The organism is Pristimantibacillus sp. Z349TD_6 (assembly GCF_056173205.1).
On sequence record NZ_CM149662.1, the window covers coordinates 6,690,140 to 6,712,333 of the forward strand.

18 protein-coding genes are annotated in these 22,194 nt (G+C 44.0%); 6 read left to right on the forward strand and 12 right to left on the reverse strand.

Annotated elements, in window-relative coordinates; all coding sequences use genetic code 11:
* The 3 genes from AC0VYE_RS28975 to lpdA are packed head-to-tail and all read right to left on the reverse strand — an operon-like array spanning position 1 to position 3,232.
* On the reverse strand, positions 1 to 1,185 hold the full coding sequence (locus AC0VYE_RS28975; protein WP_475444134.1) for an ABC transporter permease: 1,185 nt from the start codon (positions 1,183 to 1,185) through the stop codon (positions 1 to 3).
* The gene (locus AC0VYE_RS28980; RefSeq protein WP_475444136.1) at positions 1,169 to 1,801 is read right to left on the reverse strand and encodes a biotin/lipoyl-containing protein; all 633 of its coding nucleotides are present in this window, start codon (positions 1,799 to 1,801) and stop codon (positions 1,169 to 1,171) included. The genes AC0VYE_RS28975 and AC0VYE_RS28980 overlap by 17 nt, the downstream gene beginning before the upstream one ends.
* Before the next feature lie 30 nt (positions 1,802 to 1,831).
* On the reverse strand, positions 1,832 to 3,232 hold the full coding sequence (lpdA, locus tag AC0VYE_RS28985) for a dihydrolipoyl dehydrogenase (protein WP_475444138.1): 1,401 nt from the start codon (positions 3,230 to 3,232) through the stop codon (positions 1,832 to 1,834).
* 195 nt (positions 3,233 to 3,427) lie between these two features.
* Here lpdA and AC0VYE_RS28990 point away from each other — a divergent pair, with 195 nt between their 5' ends.
* Complete coding sequence (locus AC0VYE_RS28990) at positions 3,428 to 3,994, forward strand: TetR/AcrR family transcriptional regulator (protein ID WP_475449764.1); 567 nt, start codon at positions 3,428 to 3,430, stop codon at positions 3,992 to 3,994.
* 240 nt (positions 3,995 to 4,234) lie between these two features.
* Here AC0VYE_RS28990 and AC0VYE_RS28995 read toward each other — a convergent pair whose 3' ends face one another.
* Complete coding sequence (locus AC0VYE_RS28995) at positions 4,235 to 8,614, reverse strand: helix-turn-helix transcriptional regulator (RefSeq protein ID WP_475444140.1); 4,380 nt, start codon at positions 8,612 to 8,614, stop codon at positions 4,235 to 4,237.
* A gap of 352 nt (positions 8,615 to 8,966) precedes the next feature.
* Here AC0VYE_RS28995 and AC0VYE_RS29000 point away from each other — a divergent pair, with 352 nt between their 5' ends.
* Positions 8,967 to 10,151: an acyltransferase gene (locus AC0VYE_RS29000; RefSeq protein ID WP_475444142.1), complete on the forward strand. Its 1,185-nt coding sequence runs from the start codon at positions 8,967 to 8,969 to the stop codon at positions 10,149 to 10,151.
* Between the two features lie 52 nt (positions 10,152 to 10,203).
* On the opposite strand, the gene AC0VYE_RS29005 is transcribed toward AC0VYE_RS29000, so the two are convergent.
* Positions 10,204 to 10,839: a hypothetical protein gene (locus AC0VYE_RS29005; protein ID WP_475444144.1), complete on the reverse strand. Its 636-nt coding sequence runs from the start codon at positions 10,837 to 10,839 to the stop codon at positions 10,204 to 10,206.
* Positions 10,839 to 11,306: a hypothetical protein gene (locus AC0VYE_RS29010; RefSeq protein WP_475444146.1), complete on the reverse strand. Its 468-nt coding sequence runs from the start codon at positions 11,304 to 11,306 to the stop codon at positions 10,839 to 10,841. The genes AC0VYE_RS29005 and AC0VYE_RS29010 overlap by 1 nt, the downstream gene beginning before the upstream one ends.
* A gap of 243 nt (positions 11,307 to 11,549) precedes the next feature.
* Here AC0VYE_RS29010 and AC0VYE_RS29015 point away from each other — a divergent pair, with 243 nt between their 5' ends.
* Positions 11,550 to 12,422 (forward strand): VOC family protein, encoded by an 873-nt coding sequence (locus tag AC0VYE_RS29015; RefSeq protein ID WP_475444147.1) that lies wholly within the window; start codon positions 11,550 to 11,552, stop codon positions 12,420 to 12,422.
* 96 nt (positions 12,423 to 12,518) lie between these two features.
* On the opposite strand, the gene AC0VYE_RS29020 is transcribed toward AC0VYE_RS29015, so the two are convergent.
* The 4 genes from AC0VYE_RS29020 to AC0VYE_RS29035 form a co-directional block, all read right to left on the reverse strand.
* Entirely contained in the window at positions 12,519 to 12,926 is a 408-nt protein-coding gene (locus AC0VYE_RS29020) for a GNAT family N-acetyltransferase (RefSeq protein WP_475444149.1), read from the reverse strand.
* Positions 12,927 to 13,110: 184 nt separating this feature from the next.
* Positions 13,111 to 14,157, reverse strand: coding sequence for a hypothetical protein (locus AC0VYE_RS29025; protein WP_475444151.1), 1,047 nt, complete (start codon positions 14,155 to 14,157; stop codon positions 13,111 to 13,113).
* Positions 14,123 to 14,650, reverse strand: a complete 528-nt coding sequence (locus AC0VYE_RS29030) for an RNA polymerase sigma factor (protein WP_475444152.1) — start codon at positions 14,648 to 14,650, stop codon at positions 14,123 to 14,125. The genes AC0VYE_RS29025 and AC0VYE_RS29030 overlap by 35 nt, the downstream gene beginning before the upstream one ends.
* 413 nt (positions 14,651 to 15,063) lie before the next feature.
* Positions 15,064 to 15,573, reverse strand: coding sequence for an N-acetyltransferase family protein (locus tag AC0VYE_RS29035; protein ID WP_475444154.1), 510 nt, complete (start codon positions 15,571 to 15,573; stop codon positions 15,064 to 15,066).
* A gap of 114 nt (positions 15,574 to 15,687) precedes the next feature.
* Between AC0VYE_RS29035 and AC0VYE_RS29040 the strand changes: the two genes are divergently transcribed.
* The 3 genes from AC0VYE_RS29040 (at position 15,688) to AC0VYE_RS29050 (ending at position 18,948) form a co-directional block, all read left to right on the forward strand.
* On the forward strand, positions 15,688 to 16,569 hold the full coding sequence (locus AC0VYE_RS29040; RefSeq protein ID WP_475444156.1) for a LysR family transcriptional regulator: 882 nt from the start codon (positions 15,688 to 15,690) through the stop codon (positions 16,567 to 16,569).
* A 322-nt stretch (positions 16,570 to 16,891) separates the two neighbouring features.
* Positions 16,892 to 17,821, forward strand: coding sequence for an ABC transporter ATP-binding protein (locus AC0VYE_RS29045; protein ID WP_475444158.1), 930 nt, complete (start codon positions 16,892 to 16,894; stop codon positions 17,819 to 17,821).
* Positions 17,822 to 17,826: 5 nt separating this feature from the next.
* Positions 17,827 to 18,948 (forward strand): ABC transporter permease, encoded by a 1,122-nt coding sequence (locus tag AC0VYE_RS29050; protein ID WP_475444160.1) that lies wholly within the window; start codon positions 17,827 to 17,829, stop codon positions 18,946 to 18,948.
* A gap of 84 nt (positions 18,949 to 19,032) precedes the next feature.
* On the opposite strand, the gene AC0VYE_RS29055 is transcribed toward AC0VYE_RS29050, so the two are convergent.
* Positions 19,033 to 20,109: a cation diffusion facilitator family transporter gene (locus tag AC0VYE_RS29055; RefSeq protein WP_475444162.1), complete on the reverse strand. Its 1,077-nt coding sequence runs from the start codon at positions 20,107 to 20,109 to the stop codon at positions 19,033 to 19,035.
* Between the two features lie 232 nt (positions 20,110 to 20,341).
* Positions 20,342 to 22,024 (reverse strand): glycerol-3-phosphate dehydrogenase/oxidase, encoded by a 1,683-nt coding sequence (locus tag AC0VYE_RS29060; protein ID WP_475449766.1) that lies wholly within the window; start codon positions 22,022 to 22,024, stop codon positions 20,342 to 20,344.
* Positions 22,025 to 22,194 lie beyond the last annotated feature (170 nt).

Consider the following 22,194-nt stretch of genomic DNA (forward strand, 5'->3'; position numbering starts at 1 on the left):
TTAACTACTTAACGAACTGCTGCTCGGCAGAATGTCCGCACTCACGACTCGTTCCCGGCTGGAATATGTTTTCCCTGCTTCCCGCAGTACCAGTAATCCAATGAATAAGGACACCCCGCCTATAATGATCAGCAGTGCTCCGAGCTCCTGACTGTAGGCTGTTAGCGCTCCATCCCGAAACGCCATCCCGCGTATGAGGCGGTTAAGCCAGTTCATTGGCAATACCCATGCAAAAATTTGAAAGGGCTCTGGGAAGGCAAGCGGAGTCAGTTGAATTCCAGTTGCAAGAAATGAGGGATACAATACGAAGCTGGTTCGCAAATTGACTTTAGACAAATCTTTGGCAGAATAGCCGATCAACAGCCCCATAAGTGACAACGCAAAGGCATAAACAAGCAATGGGATAATAAAAATATAAGGCTCCGCTTCAAACCGCATTCCCCCCACCTGCTTCAGTAATCCATAACATAAGAGCAGCGAAAGGGCGGTCATGACCGCGTAAGGAACACTGCGAATCCAAAGCTGCAAGGGCGACTTACCGTTTGCGAAGAGCTTTCCTTCCTGACGCAGACGAGGCGCAATAGAGCCCGCTGCGCTTGTTGTAATCATGAGAACCACAATATTCACAAAACCAAGCACCATAAAGCCGACATAACTTGTGGTTGGATTAAACAGCATCCGCTGCTGAAGAGACAACGGAGAAACTACGCCTCTAGCGGTTTCGGCGTCCATCCCTTTTTGAAGCAGACGGGACATAGAAAGGGTCATATTTTCCGTTACGATGACTTCCTGAATCGCTGTCCGAATGCCGGTTAACCCTGAGGGCATCGTGTTATCCATTAAAATGCCGATATTCGTTGATATGCCCTGCTGTTGGAGCTGCTCCAGCTGCTTAGGCAGCATGATGACCGCTACAGCCTGCTCATTTGCAAGCAATATTTCCGGGCTCAGGCGGCTCGCGTACACATTTGTAACTTTCATGTAGGGGGAAGCATTTATTTTCGAGATCAGCTGCCGCGAATACGAGCTGTGATCCTCATCAATGACTACAACAGGCGATTCGCTAATTTGGTTATGCGAGAACATTAATCCAAAAAATAAGGCCGCAACTAGCGGACCAATAAAGATTAAACGCAAATACTTGCTGCCCGATACGTACTTCCATTCGTCAATCAGCGATTTCATCAAGTCTCACCTCCGCCGTCATCCCCGGAAGCAAACCTACATTTGGATCCACAGCTATTCGGACAAGAAACATACTTAAATCTGCCTGCCCTTTTTCACGTGACATGCGCAAATTCGCAAATTGAGGGGCCGCTGAAATCGAAGTCACAACACCAGTCACCTGTGCGGGATCATCCAAGTATGGAAAATGAATACCAATGCTTTGATCAACCTTAAGCTTTTGTATCTCACTTTCCTGTATGTAGAGGTCTGTATAATAGTTGTTTATTTGCAAAACCGCCATTGGCGCTCCTTGCTTTACCTGGTCCCCAGGCTTAACAGCAATTCTGCTGATCAACCCATCATCTACTGCAAGCACATCTGCTTCTCCTTCTTCAGCTGATTTAACCTTGAACAACACATCACCCCGGTTTACCCAGTCACCCGCAGCCACACCCACCTCTACAATCGAGCCTGGACTTTTCTGATAAAACAGGGTCGTTTGCTCCGCCTCAAGCACACCTTGTTTCCTCATCTCAGCCTGACTGACTGCATCCTTTCCTTTAACAACCAGAAGCGAACCTCCAACGATCAGCGCAACCGCAATCCCAATATAAAAACCTGCTTTTATTTTCATTCCTCAATCTCTCCCATTCTCTATTTGCAGTTAAATCTGCTGCTCTTTTTTTATCTTCATCATTTTTCTAACCGCATTTTCGGCAGCTTCCATAATTACTTCTCCCAATGTCGGATGGGGGTGAATGGTCAAAGCCAAATCCTCCACGGTTGCTCCCATCTCAATAGCAAGTCCAAGCTCTGATACGAGTGTTGAAGCCGCCACGCCAACGATTTGCGCACCGATCACGATTCCTGAGGCTGGGTCCGCCAAAATTTTCACAAACCCTTCAGTCTCCCTCAATGCCAAAGCTCTTCCGTTGATTGCAAAAGAAGCTTTGCCTATAACAATCGGTATGGATTTAGCTTTTGCTTCCGTTTCATTTAAACCTACGCTGGCCAGCTCTGGATGAGAAAAAACGACGAGCGGAATGGCTTTATAATTAACCTCAGAGGCATGACCAGCAATGGCTTCTGCCGCAATTTTCGCTTCGTAAGAAGCCTTGTGGGCGAGTGCCGGACCAGCCGTAATATCCCCAATTGCAAAAATATGCGGGATAACCGTTCTGCACTGTTCGTCTGTCTCAATCAGTCCCCTGCTCGTCACGGGCAAGCCTATGTTCGCAAGCCCTAAACGACCGTCTGTGTTTGGTTTTCTGCCGATAGTGACTAACACATAATCTGCTGTAACCTCATGTTGCTCCTTATTTTTTAAATAATGCAGTGTAACTGAATCAGCATGCTGCACCACTTTCTGTGCTGTCGCTCCAGTCATCATTTGAATACCATCGGCTTTCAACTGCCGAACCACAGGGATCGCGAGATCTGCCTCGAAGCCCGGCAGCACTTGTTCTCCTCCTTCTAGAATCGATACCCTTGTTCCAAATTTGGCATACATTTGGCCTAGTTCGATTCCGATATAACCTCCGCCAATAACGACCAAACTGGTTGGAACTTCAGGGAGCGATAGCGCTTCTGTGGAAGATAAAATACGTCCTCCAACCGGAAAAGCTTGCAGCTCGATCGGACGAGATCCCGTTGCCAATATGGCGTTTCTAAAAGAAATGGTTTGCTCCCGGCCGCTTTGCTGAATAATAGCTGTATGCTCATCAACCAAACTGGCCTCTCCCTCCAAAATGCTCACACCAGCAGTCTTTAATAAATAGCTAACTCCTCCTGCCTGCTTTTTCACAATTCCCTGCTTGAAATGCTGCGCAATTTCAAATGCTGCTGCCGCATCCGCATGATTGAACTGCTTAAGCAAATGATAGCGATGCGATTCTGCAATTAATGCTTTGGATGGAATACAGCCAACATGCGTGCAGACTCCGCCAAGCTGACTGCGTTCCACAATCGCCGTCTTCATTCCAAGCTGTGAAGAACGCAGCGCCGCCACATAACCTCCCGGACCTGATCCAATGACCAACGTTTCTACGGATTCAAGCTTACTCATTTTCTGATCCCTCCTGATGAAACCATTTAAAATATGATGACCGCAATATATTATAACCATCATATTTTAAAATCGTCAACAACCGTATTAAGCCCTTCCCAAGCTAACCGTTGCTGAATTCACTCAATTGACACCCTATATTATGACGACTATAATATTTTGAAGATACAATTATGAAGCTGTGGAGTGATTACAATACCGTATCCCAAAGGTCATAAGATGAAAGTGCGAAATAAGATCGTTGAAAGTGCTGCCCAAGCTTTTCGCACGAAGGGTATACTCGATGTAAGTGTTCCGTTCATTATGAAGGGGGCAGGACTTACGCATGGAGGGTTTTATTCACACTTTGACAACAAAGAACAGCTGGTCGCCGAAGCCTGCCGGTATGCGATCAGCGATACCATAGCCATTTTGCAGAATGCTGCTGATCAGGAGAAGCAGCATCCCAAAATCAATAGTGTCATCGATTATTATTTAAGCCCGTATCACCGCGACAAAACAGAGATGGGCTGCATCCTTCCTGCTCTTTCTGGTGAAATTTCCCGTTCTTCCGAAGAGGTCAGGCAGGTATTCACCCATGAACTGGAGCGGATGATTGCTTTCATCTCCAATCTAGCGGAAATTGACAGAACCAAGGGCAGCGCACTGATCAGTACAATGGTCGGCACTCTTGTTCTTGCACGGTCTGTTCATGATCCAGAACTGAGCGGCACTCTTCTTTCGGCAGGCAAGCAGTATGCCAAAGAGCTGGTTAGGGCCTAGTATTGCCCGTAGCATGTCCAATAAATAAAAAAAAGGCGTCACAGAAATAAATCTCTGTAACGCCTTTTTTTCAATATTCACATGATTTCTTAAGCAAAGCATGTTATCTTTGGGACATTCTCTTCTGTGTGTTTCGTGGAGCCTAGTAATTAGAATAATGTTCTTTCTCTGATCTGACCCATTCAATCAAACCATTCCTTACGGGATAGGTTTCTGCACATAAATGCCTATCCCATACAACTAATTAACCAGCTCTAATTCTTTTGCACGCGCAATGGCCTGACTGCGCCGTTTCACGCCTAATTTTCCGTATAGATGGAATACATAACTTTTCACCGTGCTTTCCTTTAATCCAAAACGATAGGCGATTTCCTTATTTGACAATCCATCGGTTAAAGCATACAAAATCTCTGCTTCACGGTTTGTCAGCAGTTCAACTAGCGGCTGCGGCTGTGCAGCATTGGCTGCGATATCTAGTGGACTATGCTCCGAATCGCTGCTAGACGCACTGCTTTGCATTAGAAATTCCTCTGACGATTTCAAATAAACCATCCGTGCAATCATCAGATCCAGCACTTCCAGCCTCTCCTTCGTAAATACATCGGAGATCAGATTATTCTCCAAATAAAGGACAGATTGCGATGATGTCCCTGGAAAGGAAACCGGCATACAAAGAACAGACTGAGACTTACTGCGAGTGATATAGGGATCAGCTGTGTATGAGCTGCGTGAAGCATTTGCCAGTACGACCGAATCACCTGTCTTAACCACATAACGGACGATAGCCTCCGCATACGAAGGCTCTCCATCACTCTCATTTCTAGTGCCAGCTTGATCTGCAATGGTGAAAATCTCTTCATGGCTCTCCAGCACATATCCTTTTTCCGCACCGGAATACCGAAGTGCCGACTCCAGGAATTGGCTCATTACATTAGAGTCATCTGCCTTCCTTGACCAATCTGTAATTTGCCGTATAAATGCCTTTTCATCAACGAACATTGGCGTGGTTTCACGGATAGTGTTTACTTGTCCAATTTCCTCAGTGACTGCCACGCTTTCTGTTTGTAGTTCAGCCATAGCTAATCTCAGTGTGGAATTTGAATCTATCAGTCTTTTTGCTTTAGCAGTTGCCCCCCATCTTGAATAAGCAGCGCAGGCATCTGCAATCAGAACATCCGCTCCGGTAATACTCTCAGCTTCCCTATAGAAGAGTGAAGCACGCTCACAAGAAATAGCCTCCATTAGCCCATTTTCTTCTCTTCGAGCTTCTCGGGTCGCTCCCTCAAATCCTTTGGCTGCATTCACTCGGTCACCATCAATACGGTGGAGCTCAGCGGTTATGAGCAAATATGCTGAAGATTTATTCCCGTAATATCCCGTCCATTGCCTCATGCTGCGCAATTGCTTGTTAAGCTTTGCGCGAATGCCTTTTTGCTCATCCACCGCTGCCTCCGCATACATGGCAGCAAGCGTCAGGGAATGGTAAATATGCTGTTTGCGCACTTGCATCCGGGTTTGGCGAAACGTGTTGAATTTGCCCTTCTCAACCCATTCTAGGGCATCGTGATATCGTCCGAACAAATAAGCAATTTCTATCTGAAGGGTACAAGTATAATAAACCTCATTATTCAGCTTCTCCTCGAATCGATCCTTCAGCACAGGCACTACGACTTCATCGTATTCACCCGCTCCATCCTGCATTTGTGCGGCATACCACCTTGCAATGCGAAAGATATTCACTGTGACTTCATCCAGTAGCTGCTGTGAAATTTCTTCAAAATTCGAAATCCTTGCAGTAAGTGTATGCAAATCACCGGTATGAGTGGTCGTAGAGGTTAGCATAGCGATACTTACATAGGACAGATTAATCGATTCCATCCCATAGTAAATCGATTGCTCAAAATGCTTGACGCTTGCGTCAGGATTCTGCTGCAGCCCAACAAGCCCCTTAATATAGTGCAGTCTGCTTCGCAAATCCGAGCTTTCAAAGGAGGCTGATAGCTTAAATGCCAAATCTATATATTGGGGTCCCGTATGATAGAAAGAAATTTTAAAAATAATCATGCCATAGCCAGCAAGCATAAAAGCGAACGCTTCGTTGCTTCCATGCTTTAGAGCGTAGCGAATGAACCTTGAGAAAAGTACAGCAGACAGTTCAAGGCTTAATGTAAATACAGAAGATGATATCGCCATGACCAAGTCCGACAAGGCTTTATACTCAGGATTACGATTAATCGGTAAATTCATAATCTCATGCCGCATACTAAATAATGCACTTTGCGTCATGATCAATTCCTTTACGATGACAGCTTTAGAGGGCTTACTGGAAAAAATCCAGCCAAATTCCGCCAGCGCCTGCTTTCCAATATGGACAGCAAGCTCGTCATTCTTCAAGTACGAATACATGGCTATGCGTTTCAGGTAAATCTGAGAGCGCTCCACCAAGTCCGTAGTACAGGACATCAATTGTTCGAGCAGAGCTTCTGCCTTGTCTATGCGACGGCACATATATTCACATTCAGGCAGCTCCAGCATCAGACGATAGGCAAGTGAGCTCGTACTTCTCCAATCATGCCCCGCGAGCTGCAAGCCTTTTTCAAAAAAGTTCAGAGCAGCCGCAAATGCTGTTGCTGCCTTCGATTTCAAACCGGCCTGATAGTTATATTCAGCTAGCTCCATCTTTTCTGCTTCATTTACCAGCTTATCGCTGCCCATATTCAAGTGATACACCATATCATAAATGGAGTGTTCACGCTCTTCTAATAAATGGTCGCGTAACACACGGCCGATGGTCAGATGCAAGCTCGCTTTTTCCGCTTCGGTAATGGTCATATAAGCTGCCTGCTGCACACGGTCATGCATAAATGTATAATATCCTTCATCCGCTGCTGCATCATCCATCTCAATTTCTCTACTTAATAAACCCTCTTCCTCTACTAAACGTAAAAGCTGAAGTGTATGAAGCTGAGAGCGGCCGCTTACTAAAGCGATCGTAGAGGAATGAAAACGATGACCAATCGCTGCACCTATGGCAAGCAGCTCAACCATATCCGGAGAAAGCATACGAATACGGGTTCCGATTAAATGAAGAATGTCAGGATGCTCCGGTATTTGTGTAACTGCCGCAGCATCCCAATTCCAAATCGCAGCTTCCTCATCGTAATAAAGCTTATTCTCACGATACAGGCTGTCTAGAAGACGATGTACGAATAATGGATTGCCGCCTGTTCGATGATATAGCACCTCTGCAAGTGTTCGTACACGAGCCGAATTTTCGTTAAGAACATGCGAAAGGACTTGTCTTACATCCAAATAGGTCAGCGCTTCGAGCGCGATATGCTGTACGGGTATGGATGAGCTTGCGTACTGTAAGGAAAGTGTGTTCTCCATCCATACGGCTGCTTCACCTTGATTTGCTCCGTTGTTCGAGCAGCCAGCAGCCGTTTCCACTCTGAACGTACCTATTACTAGTAAGTTTAGTCGATTGGGAGCATGGGCAAGCGAACGAAGGACATCCAACGTAGCTGGGTCTGCCCATTGTAGATCATCTAGAAAAATAAGGAGAGGATGTTCCTTTTCAGCAAATATATTCATAAAAAGAGGAATCAAGCGATGAAACCGAATAGCCGCTTCAGCAGGAGGCAGCGGCTCCACAGACGGAAGTTCGCCAAAAAGCTTAGCTGCTTCTGGCAGCAGCTGTACGATAACGGCTGCTCCTTGACCTAAAGTCTCTTCCAACTGCAACTTCAGCTTTGCCATTCGTTCAGGGGATTGGCTGTATATTTGCCGAATCAAGCTCCTCAGAGCCTGCAAGAGCGGCGAGAGAGGAACGTCCCGATTCATTAAATCACATTTTCCTCCAATGAACAGACTGCCTTCATTTCTAGCCAGCACCTGAAACTCTCGAATGAGCGCAGTTTTCCCACTGCCAGCACTTCCGCTAACGAGTACAAACGAAGATACACCGGCTTGCGCCTGTTGCAAAGCCTCTCGGAGCGCCCTTCCTTCCATTTCGCGGCCAAAAAGAGTTTTTGGCAGCTGAAACCGACTAGCCTCATCGACACGAGCGATTTCGAAAGGGATGATTTCTCCTTTTTTCTTCATAGAAGAAGCACAGCTTTTCAAATCAAATAACAAACCAAAAGCACTCTGATAGCGGTCTTCTGGCCTCTTCGACAACAGCTTCATAATTATATTTTCGAGAGAACCCTCCAGCTCCAAACGCACCTCACGCAAAGGCATTGGCACAATCGCAAGATGGGCATGCAGCCATTCTTCCATAGTCTGTGCTTGAAAGGGCAGACGACCTGCGAGCATGTGATAAAATATCATGCCGATTGCATACAAATCGCTTCGTTCGTCAGCTTTACGATTGATTCTGCCTGTTTGTTCAGGAGATAGGTAGGCGTAATCTGTTATTCTTTCGTCTGTGAGCACAACAGTACTTATTTCCGATTGAATGAGTATCCCTGCTGGATTCAAATGACCGATCAGTAGGTTTTGCTTATGAGCCTTATGTACGGATTCAGTCAGCGCGATCGCTATATGTAAAAAGGAAGGTGTATCCATTTTATTTCCGTTCAGCAAATCCTTTAACTTAACATTATTTGCAAGCAACATGTTATCCAGTCCTCCATCTAATCCGTGCAATGCTACTTTTCCAAAACGTTAAAGGCTATTCCATAGTTTATCACTGTTCAGTCATGTAATGAATAAGAATTACAAATAGGTCTGGTTGCCAATAAAAGAGCCCCAGAGACTAGTCTCTGAGGCTCCAATCTGTTAAACCTGATGGCTGTAAACGAAAACACAAAAAGCCTCTTTCAGCGTTAGGAAGAGGCTCTTTCTTCTGTAATCCGATGCAAAAATAAAAGTATTGGCTGAAACTGGGACTAACCTTATAATAACGAATAGAGGTTTCCTCATAGCCTCTTAACACAAGCTAGTATCTTATAAAAATAAGGGGATTTTAATGGCACAATTAGCAAAAAGACCATATTTACCTGCGCTAGACATTTTTAGAGCATTCGGTATTTTAGCGGTCATCATGATTCACGCAACATCAGCGGTCGTAGCTAACTACGATCACAAGGCTACGCTATATCCTCTTTATGTCTTTCTAAACACATTTACCAAATTCGCAGTGCCCGTCTTCATCTTTCTAAGCGGCTTTGTCCTGTTTTACAACTACTACAACAAACCCTTCACAGCAACAGCAATTGGGCAGTTTTACAAAAAACGAATATCTAAAGTATTGATTCCTTTTGTATTATTTTCGTTCCTCTATTTCGCCTTTACGAGATTGGCAGCTTACGGATTTAGTGACCTGCAGACCTTTATCGGTTACTTTACAACGACTAAATTTCTCAAAATGCTTATCTTTGGCAAAACCTATGTCCATCTTTATTTTGTCGTTATTATTATTCAATTTTATGCAATATCACCACTAATGCTGTACGCCGTTAATCGGTTTCGAAAATCCAGCCGGCATATCGTCTGGATAGGTTTGCTGGTGCAATGGTTATTTATTTTTATCATTGTCCGGGAATATCATGTGGTTAGCCCCGGCAGCTATGCGTTTACGTATATGCTTTATTTTACAGCTGGTGCGTTTATCGGTATTTATTATGAGAAATTCGCTGAATGGATTAATCTCACAAGAAAAAATGCTACGCCGGCAAAAATTGCAGCTTCACTTGTGCTGTGGGCACTATTCTTATCGTCAAATATGACTATGGTCTACTTTTATTACGAGAAACGGTTAACTGGGCTATCCGTTATAAACACAAGTCTATTAGAGCTGATAGATGAGGTGCGGTGCGTTACGGCTGCTATTGTGCTGCTTCAAGTTTCCTTCTGGATTTATACATCATGGAACAAGATGGTCGTCAAAGCTCTTATACATATCGGTGCCACATCCTTTGGCATATATTTGGTCCATCCCTTAATTCTATATCTATACCGCCAGACGAATGCCAGCGGCTCTCCAATTCTGTTCCATGTTTGGGTGGCCGGCGGCTTCCTGCTCGCACTCGTTATTCCTTGGGCTATCATGGCACTTAGCGCACCATTCAAATGGCACTGGCTGCTGTTTGGTCCGCTTCCAACTAAGAAGAAACAGCCTGCTTCTCCAATACAGCCAAGTATTCAAGGATAATAAAAAAAGAGCCGTTCGATCGCTTCCAAAAAAAGCGCGGACGGCTCTTCTATTAAATTGCTTCCTTCATTTCTGTTTCTGATTTCGCATCCGCTTTAATTTCTCGCTGCTCATCATTTAGCTCATATAATAATTGCCCGTCTGCATCATAGGCATACACCTTATTCATCCTGGAAGCCGACTGCTCTTTAGTAGAGCTGCGAATAGAACGCCCAGCAAGATATACCCCGTCTTTCATAAGCGCATCCTGCTCATATCCATCCCACCATGCAATTTGCACCCTGCTTATATTCGGATCATTCATTTCACCAACAGCATAATAATGTCGATACTTGCCAAAAGTAGACATGCCCATTCGAAAGCTGAGTATGATTTGCGGGTCCAGCATCATCCCAAATCCACCGCCGCGGAAGCTCCAAAAAAATCCAAGCGAACGTTTCACGAACAATTGATGTTGGAGCTCATGTTTACGATCAACGATTAGCAACAGCTCATAGCCTTGGCCTGTCTTTGATTTTAAGGAAATAGGAGCGTAAGGAGACTCCATCATATCCAGTGCATGCTGTGCTACTTTCTCCACACGAATAGAGCTTTGTGAGAAAAGCGCAGAATAAATGATCGAGCAAGCCAGAAAAATCAATAACCAACGGATCAAGTGTCCGAAAATTATTTTTGTAGTTGTGTGCATTAGTCTGCCATCCCCCTTTCAAGTGGAATATAAAAGGAGAAGGACTCGCCATAAGCTTCATTAAATACAGTGACGCTTTTCAGATTAGGCGGCACGTTAGTAAACGTAAATTCTCTATTTGATCGATAAAGCCGCATGGTTGCACTTGAAGATTTATGCTCAAGCACCTCATTGGCATCTGTTTTTATTTGAATCGTATTAGGCAGTTGCGGCACCGAAAAAAAACGTTTTGAAGACAAATAAACAACTAGCTTCCCTTCCCCATAAACAACGCCGTCAATATTTATCTCTTTGTTGAAATAGGTTTGCTTATCTACATCCACCTTATAATAAAAACCCTTCTTCTTAGCCTCGCTCAGCTCAGCATTATGATCAAACATATCAATTGAAGGAAGCGCAAAAAGCAGCGAAAAACCTCCAATAACAATAAGCAGCACCCACTCTACCCTACGTAATATTTTTCTCATTTCAACCTCCTTTTTGATTAAAATACTATAAGTTGATTACTTTTAATAAGCTACTTTAATTTTTATACTGCATATGCTATTATAAACCTAATTCATACGATTTGAGCTTATAGCAGCCTTAATTCTCGTTGGTTACATTTTCCAATATTGTACATGATATAGACGTAAAGGACTATGCTTTAGGTGCAGTTTATTTAAAGCAATCAAGTATCACAACCATATATACTTCAAGGAGGATTAATCATGTCGACATTTTTGGATGAACATATTTCACTGGGAGAAGTAAAGCTTAAGGTAAGCAATCTCGAGCGTTCAATCCTTTTTTATACGGAAGTTGTCGGGCTAAAGGTTTTGCAGCATGATGAAATACATCGTGTTGCAGCGTTCACTGCTGATGGGAAACAGACGCTGCTCGTTCTAGAGGAAGTACCGAATGCCGTTGTGCCGCAAAAACGCTCTCATGCTGGTTTGTACCATTTTGCAATTCTGCTGCCGGATCGTCGCTCCTTGTCGCTTGCGCTCCGCAACTTGATTACAAGCGGCATTCATATTGGGCAGGCCGACCACTTGGTAAGCGAGGCGCTTTATATTTCAGATCCGGATCATAACGGCATCGAAATTTACGCGGATCGTCCGCGTGAAGAGTGGAAGCGAGATGCCGAGGGCAATTATGTGATGGCAACAGACCCGCTTGATTGGGAAGATCTGCTTGCTCAGAGTGATGGTTTAGAATGGAGCAGTCTCCCGCAAGGAACCGTTATTGGACATATCCATCTTCACGTAGGCGACCTTAGGAAGTCGCGCGCGTTTTATGAAGGCAAGCTAGGCTTTGATGTTGTTGGCGATTATGCGCAAATGGCTGCTGTATTCGTCTCGGCTGGCGGATACCATCACCATATCGGCATGAACATTTGGGCAGGCGCAGGTGCTACCTTGCCGTCAGCCAATACGGTCGGCTTATCTTATTATACGATTGTTTTCCCAACTTCAACTTCTCGTGAAGCTTGGCTCGAGCATCTGCGCAGCGACGGTGTTGAAGCTGTGGAGCAAGGAAACGCGTTCGTTGTACATGACGCTTCCGGTATTGCTATTCACGCGACTGTAAAATCGGATTAATTGTTTATTCTAGTGAGCAGACCTGATTCAAATAACAAAGGCAGACTAGGACATCAAATCATGTCTTAGACTGCCTTTGGTTTGTTCACCCCTAAACTATCTTTTCACTAGGCGATTCATAAATCGTTCAGTATCTTTTATAAATCCATACTGTTCATACAATTCATGAGCATCATGCGTTCGCAGTATGCCGCCAATCCCTTCGAATTCTTTGGTAATGAATTCAACTAACTTCTTTCCGAGTCCTCTGCCTCTATATTCTTCATCAATAAAGACATCACACAAATAATAAATCGTTGCCCAGTCCGTTACAATTCGAGCAAATCCAATCTGTCTTTTATTATCGTAGATGCCAAAACAAACTGAATTTTGAATTGATTTATGAATCGTTTCCTCTGGCCTTTGGTTTGCCCAATGGCTCTTTGATAAAAATTTGCAAACGGTATCCATATTAATAAGTGACTTGTCATCACTAATTAGAAACTCTTTATATAGATGATTCAAGTTGATGGCCTCTTTTCATATTGTATTTTTATACATATAAATTAATATATATTCAGATTAATTTTATTTATATTTCTTGTCAATACAATGCAGGTTAACAGCTTCTTCTGTAACCAGTCCATACCATCAACAAAGAAAAGAGGAACTGCATACCTGCAGTTCCTCAAATCGCACAAGAATTGAATTAGTCCATCGGAATGACCTTATCAAAAAATTCGACAGCTTTTATTTCTTTATCATTGATAATGGGGGTAAATGGCTTCACAATCGTTATGGTGTTAGTTATAAGATCCCCCGAGGACATCCCCTTAAAAACAGCCGTTGTCTCCGATGTTCCATCTTTGTAATGTATGGTGATCGGATAATGATCCGCATACTCGTTTAACCCTATTTCCCGCGAGGAGTGGCTCGCTGCCTCAGAAATCTCTTTGGTATGCGCACTGTCTACTTTTATTGTAACGGAAATGGGCGAGATAGAAATGGATGATAGTGTTGCAGCGTAGTTATATAATGATATGCCCTGATCAATCTGATACGTTGTTGACATATCCTTATAGTCCAAATTGAATTTGATTTTCCATGAACCTGGATTTACTTTTTCAAATATATCGGGATAAACATCTGCCGCCTCTAAATGACTAAGCATCAAAGTAACAGGACTTCCTGCGATTGTTCTATTCTTCGTTAAATAACTCATCATTAGACTGATTTTATTATCGCTTGGATTCTCATCGTCCAATAAGGTGTAACCGGTTGAAGAGCTATTTGAACTCATATGATCAAAACTTAAATATGTCTCAAAACGATACCTTTTGGCATCTAGAACGGTACCTTCCGGCGCGGTGAAGTCCAAAAGAACATATATCAAATTGCTGTCTCCGATAATCTGTTTAACTTCAATGATTCCATTCTCGTTTACCGCTTTTTTGTTGACTAATTGAGCGCCGTTTTCCAAATACAGCTCCTGTTCGTCATTCGACGGGTTTAGAAAGTTCAAAAATTTCATATCGAGACCCATATAGCTTGCTGCAAAAGCAGTGGTCGTTAGCAAACAGATCATAACCGCTGCTGCCAGCATCGCAGATCTTGCATGTCTCCAGGATACAGGTATTCTTTTGTCCACGGTTTCCGATTCAATTTTTACAATCATGTCGTGTAATAGCTTGTCCTTATGTTCCTTATTAGGTTTTATGGTTTCAAATATTCCCTTGAACTGGTTTTCCGTCAACATATATCCCTCCCAAGTCAGCCTTCAGGCGTGTTCGTCCTTTTGATAATTGTGTTTGCAGCGTGCTCTCTTTTCGATCTAATAGTTTTGATATTTCTTTTACAGAATAATCCTCCACATAGTAGAGGTATAACACCGTTCTGTACTTTTCTGGAAGCCGCAGCAATTTCTCGAGTATATCCCTCTGCTGCTCATTGTTATCCCAGTATGTTTTTTCCGGCAAAACGTCTACATCAACCCGGCGTGATCTCCACCAGCTTTTTAATATGTCTTTACAGGTATTTTTGGTTGTCACTATAAGCCATGCTTTTTCATGCTCGCGGTCATTAAAGGTTTTGTTGTGCTTGAATAGCTTTAAAAATACAGACTGAACAGCATCATCCGCATCCGTCGTATTTTTCAATAGGATGAAACATAATCTGTACACCATATCGATATTCCGCTCATACATTTCAGAAAACTCATTATGGATACGACTTATAGATTGGTTGTCCATTTATTCACCTCCTATATAAAACACGAACGACCATTCAAAAATATCTTATAAGAACATTTTTTTATATGGCTTCATGAAATAAGAGCAGCCTGCCATGCGGCAAACTGCTCCTTGTTCTTTATTTTATTAGAATTCAATCCATATTGGCAGTATTAAAAAAATGATTGTAACTACTACGCTTATAGCAAGCAGAAGCTCACCAATTCTTTTGCTGGCGACTGCTCCAAAATCATGAATATTTCTTTTCGAAACTAATATTGTCGCTAACCAAAACGGCATGGAAGCTAAAAAGGGAGTATAGAAAGTGATCCATATCCAAAAGGTTTTCTAACTGCCAAAACAAATCAACTCCTCCACAGATAAATGTATGCGAGGAAATCTATTCTGGGAGTTTGCCTGATCTAACAGATCAATTAATTCAGCATTTTGTAATAGAAAACCGTTGCATCTAATTTACCGTCTGCCGATCGTGCATAGCCAGGAATGCGTCCGGCTTCAATGTACTCTAATGAAGTATACAGCATATTCGAAGGATCCCCCTCCCTCGTATCGAGAACTAACAATGTAATGCCTTCGTGCCTTGCTCGCCCTTCTGCCTTTTGCATGAGTAAACGACCAATTCCTCTAAGGCGATAGTTTGGATGGGTCATTAATTTTGCAATTTCTCCTCTATGTCCGCCATTTTGCTTCGTACATAGATGCAGCTGCACGCTCCCAACGATACAATCATCGATTTTGGCAACGTATAAAATCACCTCCGGACTTAACACAGCCTCCCAGTATATTACAGCATCAGAAAGCTTCATTGGGGGTAAAAAGCCAATTGACGCACCGTCTTCTACGACCTGCACCAACAGATCCGCCAACCCGTTAATATACTCTTCAATGGATTGTATTTGTTCAATCATCACATCACCAGCCATTCAAATCTCCTCCAAACCATGAGTATAGTTTAATAGTAATGATCAAAGTATAATTTGTATAACGAATTTATTTGATTGTAATGATTCATATTTCAAATTAGTTGAGGTGCAGCTATGGATATTCCACAGTTAGAGGCTTTCTTATCCGTGTGCAAAATTCGCAATTTCACAAGGGCCGCAGAGTATTTGCATATCTCGCAATCTGCTGTTACAGCAAGAATAAAAGCGCTGGAACAGTCCGTCGGAAAGCCGCTGTTTCTACGTGATAACCGGAATGTAAGCTTAACGCAGGCAGGCATCCATTTCCTCCCTTATGCCGAGAGGATGCTGCTGCTGTTCGAAGAAAGCAAGGTAACGTTATCCGAAGGATTAGAAAACTATATCGTCATGAGCGGACCTGGCTCTGTTTGGCATTATTATTATTTGCAGCACATTGTTTCCTTTAGGCAAGCTCACCCGAAGGTGGCTATTAAATTTCTGAGCTACATCGATTCCAGCTACATGATTCGTGACCTTTTACTCGATGGCGTTGTACAAGTAGCTATTCGATACGACCCTCTTGATCGCCCTAATGTCAATAAACATTTCCTATTTGAGGACGAGATTATTCTTGTTTCTTCTCAAAATAGTTCTACCTTGTTTACGAAAACAGACTTCTTCTCGGGACAATATTGTCACATCGAGTGGGGATATCCGTTTCCAGATTGGTTTCGCTCGATCGTTGGCGAAGGCTATCTGCCTACTTTTGAAACCGACCACTCCACCATAATGCTCACATTGCTTTTGCAAGGAGCAGGTTTTGGCTTCCTTCCCCGATCTATTGCACAGCCTTTTCTAGATGATCAACGTTTATATGAACTGCGCTGCGAATTGCCTTTTCCAGTTATGAGAGCTTATGCCCTCTATTTAACAGAAAATCACGACCATCCAAGCGTAAAACTAGCCTTGCAATTGCTCGATGTTCCTCTAGCTTCGGCAGGAGATTCAACACGCTGATCGTTTACAAAATCTCCAAACCATTCCGGTCTCCGCCTTAAGACCGAGTCCGAAGCATGCTTAAGACGGTACTCTCATAAAATGGATACGGTTAAAATTATTGTAGCAGATCAATCAAATCGGAAATCTTATATCACAAAAACTAAGCGTATGCTTTCGAAGTGAGTTTTTGCTTCACAAAAACGAAGCTTATGCTTTCGAAGTAAGTTTTTGCTTCACAAAAACTAAGCGTATGCTTTCGAAGTGAGTTTTGCTTCACAAAAACGAAGCTTATGCTTTCGAAGTCAGTTTTTGCTCCACAAAAACTTTAGGAGGTTACATAATGCCCGTATTAGAGGTGCGTAATTTACAAAAGAGCTTTGGATCAGTCAGCGCTGTAGCCGGCATTAGCTTCACCGTCGAGGCGGGAGAAGTGTTCACCATCATCGGTCCAAACGGCGCTGGAAAAACGACTACGCTTGAAATGATTGAAGGGCTGCAAAATCCTGATTCCGGCCAAATCGAATTTGGTCCTCTAAATTGGACAAAAAACAGTGAACAAATCAAGGTGTCCATCGGTGTTCAGCCTCAATCCAGCGCTTTGTTCGATTTATTGACGGTAGAAGAAAATTTAGATTTGTTCGCAACCTTTTATCCAAAATCCCGGCCAGCAGCAGACGTGCTCGAAATGATTAATCTCACTGATCAGCGCAGCAAGCAGGTTAGGAAGCTCTCCGGCGGACAGAAACAACGGCTTGCCATCGGACTCGCCATGATTAATGACCCTACGATCATTTTTTTAGATGAACCTACAACAGGACTAGATCCGCAGGCAAGACGGAATATATGGGACATTATTCTTAAGCTGAAGGAGCTAGGCAAAACAACTATCCTTACTACACATTACATGGAAGAGGCCGAAAAACTGAGTGACCGTGTATGCATTGTTGATCAAGGGAAAATCGTCACCTTAGATACTCCAGCTGCTTTAATTGATCGGCTCACGAAGGAACGAGAGGTCAGGCTTACCTTTATTGATGGCGCTGAGGCAGCTCTTGAGACTGAGAAAGTCGCTACACTCCACCATGCTGTCGTCCGAACGAATCGCGAAGGCGCTTCGCTCCAGCTATGGACGACCCAGCCTGAAGAAACCTTGTATGAGCTGTTTGGATTTACAAAGGATCGCGGCTTCCGCGTCGAGCAAATCTCTATTCGTGAAATGAGCCTGGAAGATGTATTCATTGCCTTCACCGGCAAGGAATGGAGGGATTAAGTCAAATGAACAGCACCAAACAATTTTCCAAAATGTTTAGCGCCCAGGTCAAAATGATGTTTCGCGAAAAACAAGTATGGTTTTGGAACATCTTTTTTCCGATAATTTTAATGGTATTATTTATGGTCATTTTTGGCGGAGGCTCGCCCGATAGCTTTAAAGCTACAATTGCCGTTGTTGATTCACAGCCGAATGCCAATTCGAGCATGCTGCTTGAACAGCTGCGCCAAATCCCGGTATTCGAGTTTAAAGAAGAGCAGCCAATCACGAAGGAAGCCGGCAATACGCTCATTGAGAAACAAGATATTGATGCGCTCATTATTTTGCCAGAATCCGATAGCTCCACCACAATGCAGCTCGTTGTAAACAAAGCCAATGAGCAAGGCGCTACCACCCAGGCTATTGCCGGCATTTTGGATCAATTTATTCAACAGACGAATTGGACCGTAGCCAAAGCTACGCCAACATTCAGCTTAACTAGACAATCCATTTCGCAAGGCTCAGAGGATTTGAATTATGCAGACTTCCTGCTAACTGGCATGATCGGTCTAACTCTCGCGCAGGGCGGTCTGTTCGGCATGGTCAGTCTAGTTGAGATGCGCAGAAAGGGACTGATTAAACGGCTTCGCATGACGCCAGCCAAAATGGGCCTTTACGGGCTAGCTGGCGTAATTGTAAAGCTGTTGCTCGGCGTTTTTCAAATCATTATTTTAACATTGATTGGCGTATTCGGTTTTGGCGCAAATCTTCATATTAATGTATTAAGCTTAGTTATTGCTTTCTTTGCAGGCGCACTCGTATTTAATGCGATGGGTTATTTATTCTCTTCCTTCAGTAAATCCATAGAAGCCTATATGGGGATGTCCAACATTGCAAGCATGCTCATGATGTTTCTTAGCGGTGTATTTATCCCACTCGAAATCATGCCAAACTGGCTGCAGCCGATTGCACAAATTTTGCCGCTTACTTACTTCGTGGAGGGCATGCGGGATGGTCTCATCTACAATTCCGGGATCGTTTCAACCTCATTCTGGATCGGTATTGGCATTATGGTCACATGGGGCGTTGTATCCTTCTTAATCGGCTCCCAAGTGTATAAATCGAAATCAGCTGTTGAAGCAGCCTAGTCCTAATCATAAGCTAAAAAATAGGGCTGTCACAAAAGTAGATCGTTCTACTGAAGTGACAGCCCTATTTTACGATTACCAGATCTATACCTTGCAAGCAGAGTGCTTCAATTGCGATTTCTCGATTTGAATCGTCGAATGTTCAATTTGGAATCTGTCGGCCAGATGTTGAATCGCTTCCTGAAGAATGGCTTGGCAATCCTTCTCATCCTCAACAATAAGATGGCAGCTTAAGGAGTCTATTCCCGAAGTTATCGTCCAAATATGAAGATCGTGAACGTCTTTGACACCTTTAATGTCTAGCAGTGCTTCTTTAACCTGCTCAGCATTCACATGAGCTGGCGTTCCCTCCATCAGAATATGAACGGTTGATTTAATCACTCCCCATGCGCTTCGCAAAATAAGAAGAGCAACCACTACACTAATGATCGGATCAGCGATATACCACGAAAATGAATACATCAAAATGCCGGCAATGATCGCGCCTACCGAACCAATGGCATCTCCGATGACATGAAGATAAGCACTGCGAACATTTAGATTGTCCTTCACATCTGCCTTCCGCATAAGAAACCACGCACTTGCTATATTAGCCAGCAAACCGATACCAGCAATAATCATCATCGACCCGCTCGCGACGGTCGGCGGTTCACCGAACCGCTTGATTGCCTCCGCAATGATAAACGCGGCGATAACGAACAGTGTAATGCCATTAAACAAGGCTGCCAATATTTCAAAACGATGAAATCCATAAGTGCGGTTAGAAGAAGCTGGACGCACGGCAATCCACATTGCTGCCAAGCTTAACGCCAGTGCCGCCGTATCGCTCAGCATATGCCCTGAATCAGACAATAGCGCCAACGAGTTCGTCACAAGTCCCCCTACAAACTCCAGAACCATAATACCTGCTGTAATAATAAGTGCGATCAGCAGTCCCGCTTTATTATTCGGAGCATGAGAATGTCCATGATGACCATGACCATGCGAGTGACCATGGTGGTGACCGTGATGGCTGTGATTCCCATGCGAATGCTTAGGTGCGTTCTGTTCATGGCTATGGTTATGGTCGCATGCTCCATCTCCATGATCATGTTGATGGTTTTCCGCAATGGCTGCTGTTTTTAAATTTCCCCCTAGTTTCCCATCCTGTGATCCGTTCATAATTCTCTCCCCCAATCCATTTGAGCAGACTTTATTAGTCTGCATCTAAACCAACTATTTCATGAATACAATCGAATTTCTATAACATATGAATACATGCTCATATGTTATTAGATTTATTATATGTAATTTATGCTAATGTTGCAACTACTTTTACGCACAAAAAAAGAGGCGCATCTCTGCACCTCCATTTCTATTCGGGTTCCGTTGATCTAACGAATATCGAAGCAGCTTAGCCTTTCAGCGGCTCTACTGCTTCAACCAGCTTTTCTTCCAGTTCCAATGTATAAGCAGTGCGCTGCTCATCATTCCACTGCAGACGATTCGCCATCGCGGCTATGACCTGTGTTTTCCACTGCTGAACATATCCGATTCGGAAGAACAGATCACCCGTGCGGCGAATAAAGAAATCGGTTGGCTTTACTGTCATTTCCGCCTCTATGGCGTAACGAAGCTGTACCGCTAGTATGAGCGGCAGTTCAAAGGTTTCCGCCCAAGCGCCTGTGCTTTGCGCCAGTGAGAACAGCTGATCCACGTTTGAGCCATAACGCTGCGCCAGAAAAGCAGACTCTTCCTTGCTGAAGCCATAATGCGCTCCCTCTGCTGATTTCTTCTGAACAAAAGGCTCAAAACCTTTTGACCCGCCTAAATCCCCGCCTGACATCGTAATCGTCTTGGTTTCGCTTTTGGCAAAAGCTTTGCTGCTGCCCTCTTGCCCGAACAATTCTACCACTTTATCTACAACGGTTTCAGCCATCTTGCGATAACCCGTCAGCTTGCCCCCCGCAATCGAAATCAGCCCGGAATCCGATACAAAAATCTCATCGCGACGCGATATTTCCGAAGGCGATTTCCCTTCTTGCTGGATAAGCGGACGTAGGCCTGCCCAGCTTGATTCTACATCAGCTTCCACAAGCTTCAGGTCTGGGAACATAAAGTTCACAGCTTGCAGCAAATAAGTGCGATCCGCAAGCGTCATCACAGGATTGACGGTATTGCCCTTATAGTTGGTATCCGTCGTACCGAAATACGTTTTTCCCGCGCGCGGAATTGCGAACACCATCCGGCCGTCCGGCGTATCGAAGTAGACGGCTTGGTGCAATGGGAAACGACTCTGGTCGAAGACCACATGAACACCTTTTGTCAGACGGAGCGTTTTCCCCTTCTTCGATCCATCAATTTCGCGAATATCATCGACCCAAGGGCCCGTAGCATTAATGACTTTAGCTGCCTTCAACTCGTATTCAGCGCCGTTAATCATATCTTTAACCAACGTGCCTTTTATTTTACCGTCCTTGCCATAACGAAGCGTCTCTACCTTGGCATAGTTCACCGACAATGCGCCGGTTTCTACCGCCTTCTTCATCACTTCTATCGTTAGCCGTGCATCATCGGTACGGTATTCCACATAATAGCCGCTGCCCTTTAAGCCATCCCGCTTCAAAAGAGGTTCTTTAAAAAGCGTATCCTCTACGTTTAGCATCATCCGGCGCTCTTTTCGTTTGACTCCAGCTAGAAAATCGTAAACGCGCAAACCAATCGATGTTGAGAATTTACCGAAGGTGCCGCCCTTATAAAGCGGAAGCAGCATCCATTCCGGTGTCGTAACATGCGGCCCGTTCTCATATACGATTGCCCGCTCCTTGCCAACCTCAGCTACGACACCAATCTCTAGCTGCTTCAAATAACGCAAACCGCCATGGACCAGCTTCGTTGAACGGCTAGAGGTCCCTGCTGCAAAATCCTGCATCTCCACTAAAGCCACTTTCATACCGCGCGCAGCAGCATCAAGCGCAATGCCCGCGCCAGTAATTCCTCCGCCTATGACGAGTACATCCAGCTGCGATTGCTGCATCTGCTTCAGTACTTGCTCACGATTTTGGGCAGCAAATATTTCTTTATTATGAATGGTCATCATGATTTCCTCCCGATTGTCTATTTATTATTGTTCTGCCATTTACAGTTCATTACTCATGAATGAATCTAAATAAACAAAAAAACCACGCAAACCGCTCCCCAATCCCTAAAAAGGGTGTGAAAGCGGTTCTCGTGGTTTCTCCTGATCTCCAACCGTTATTAACTTGC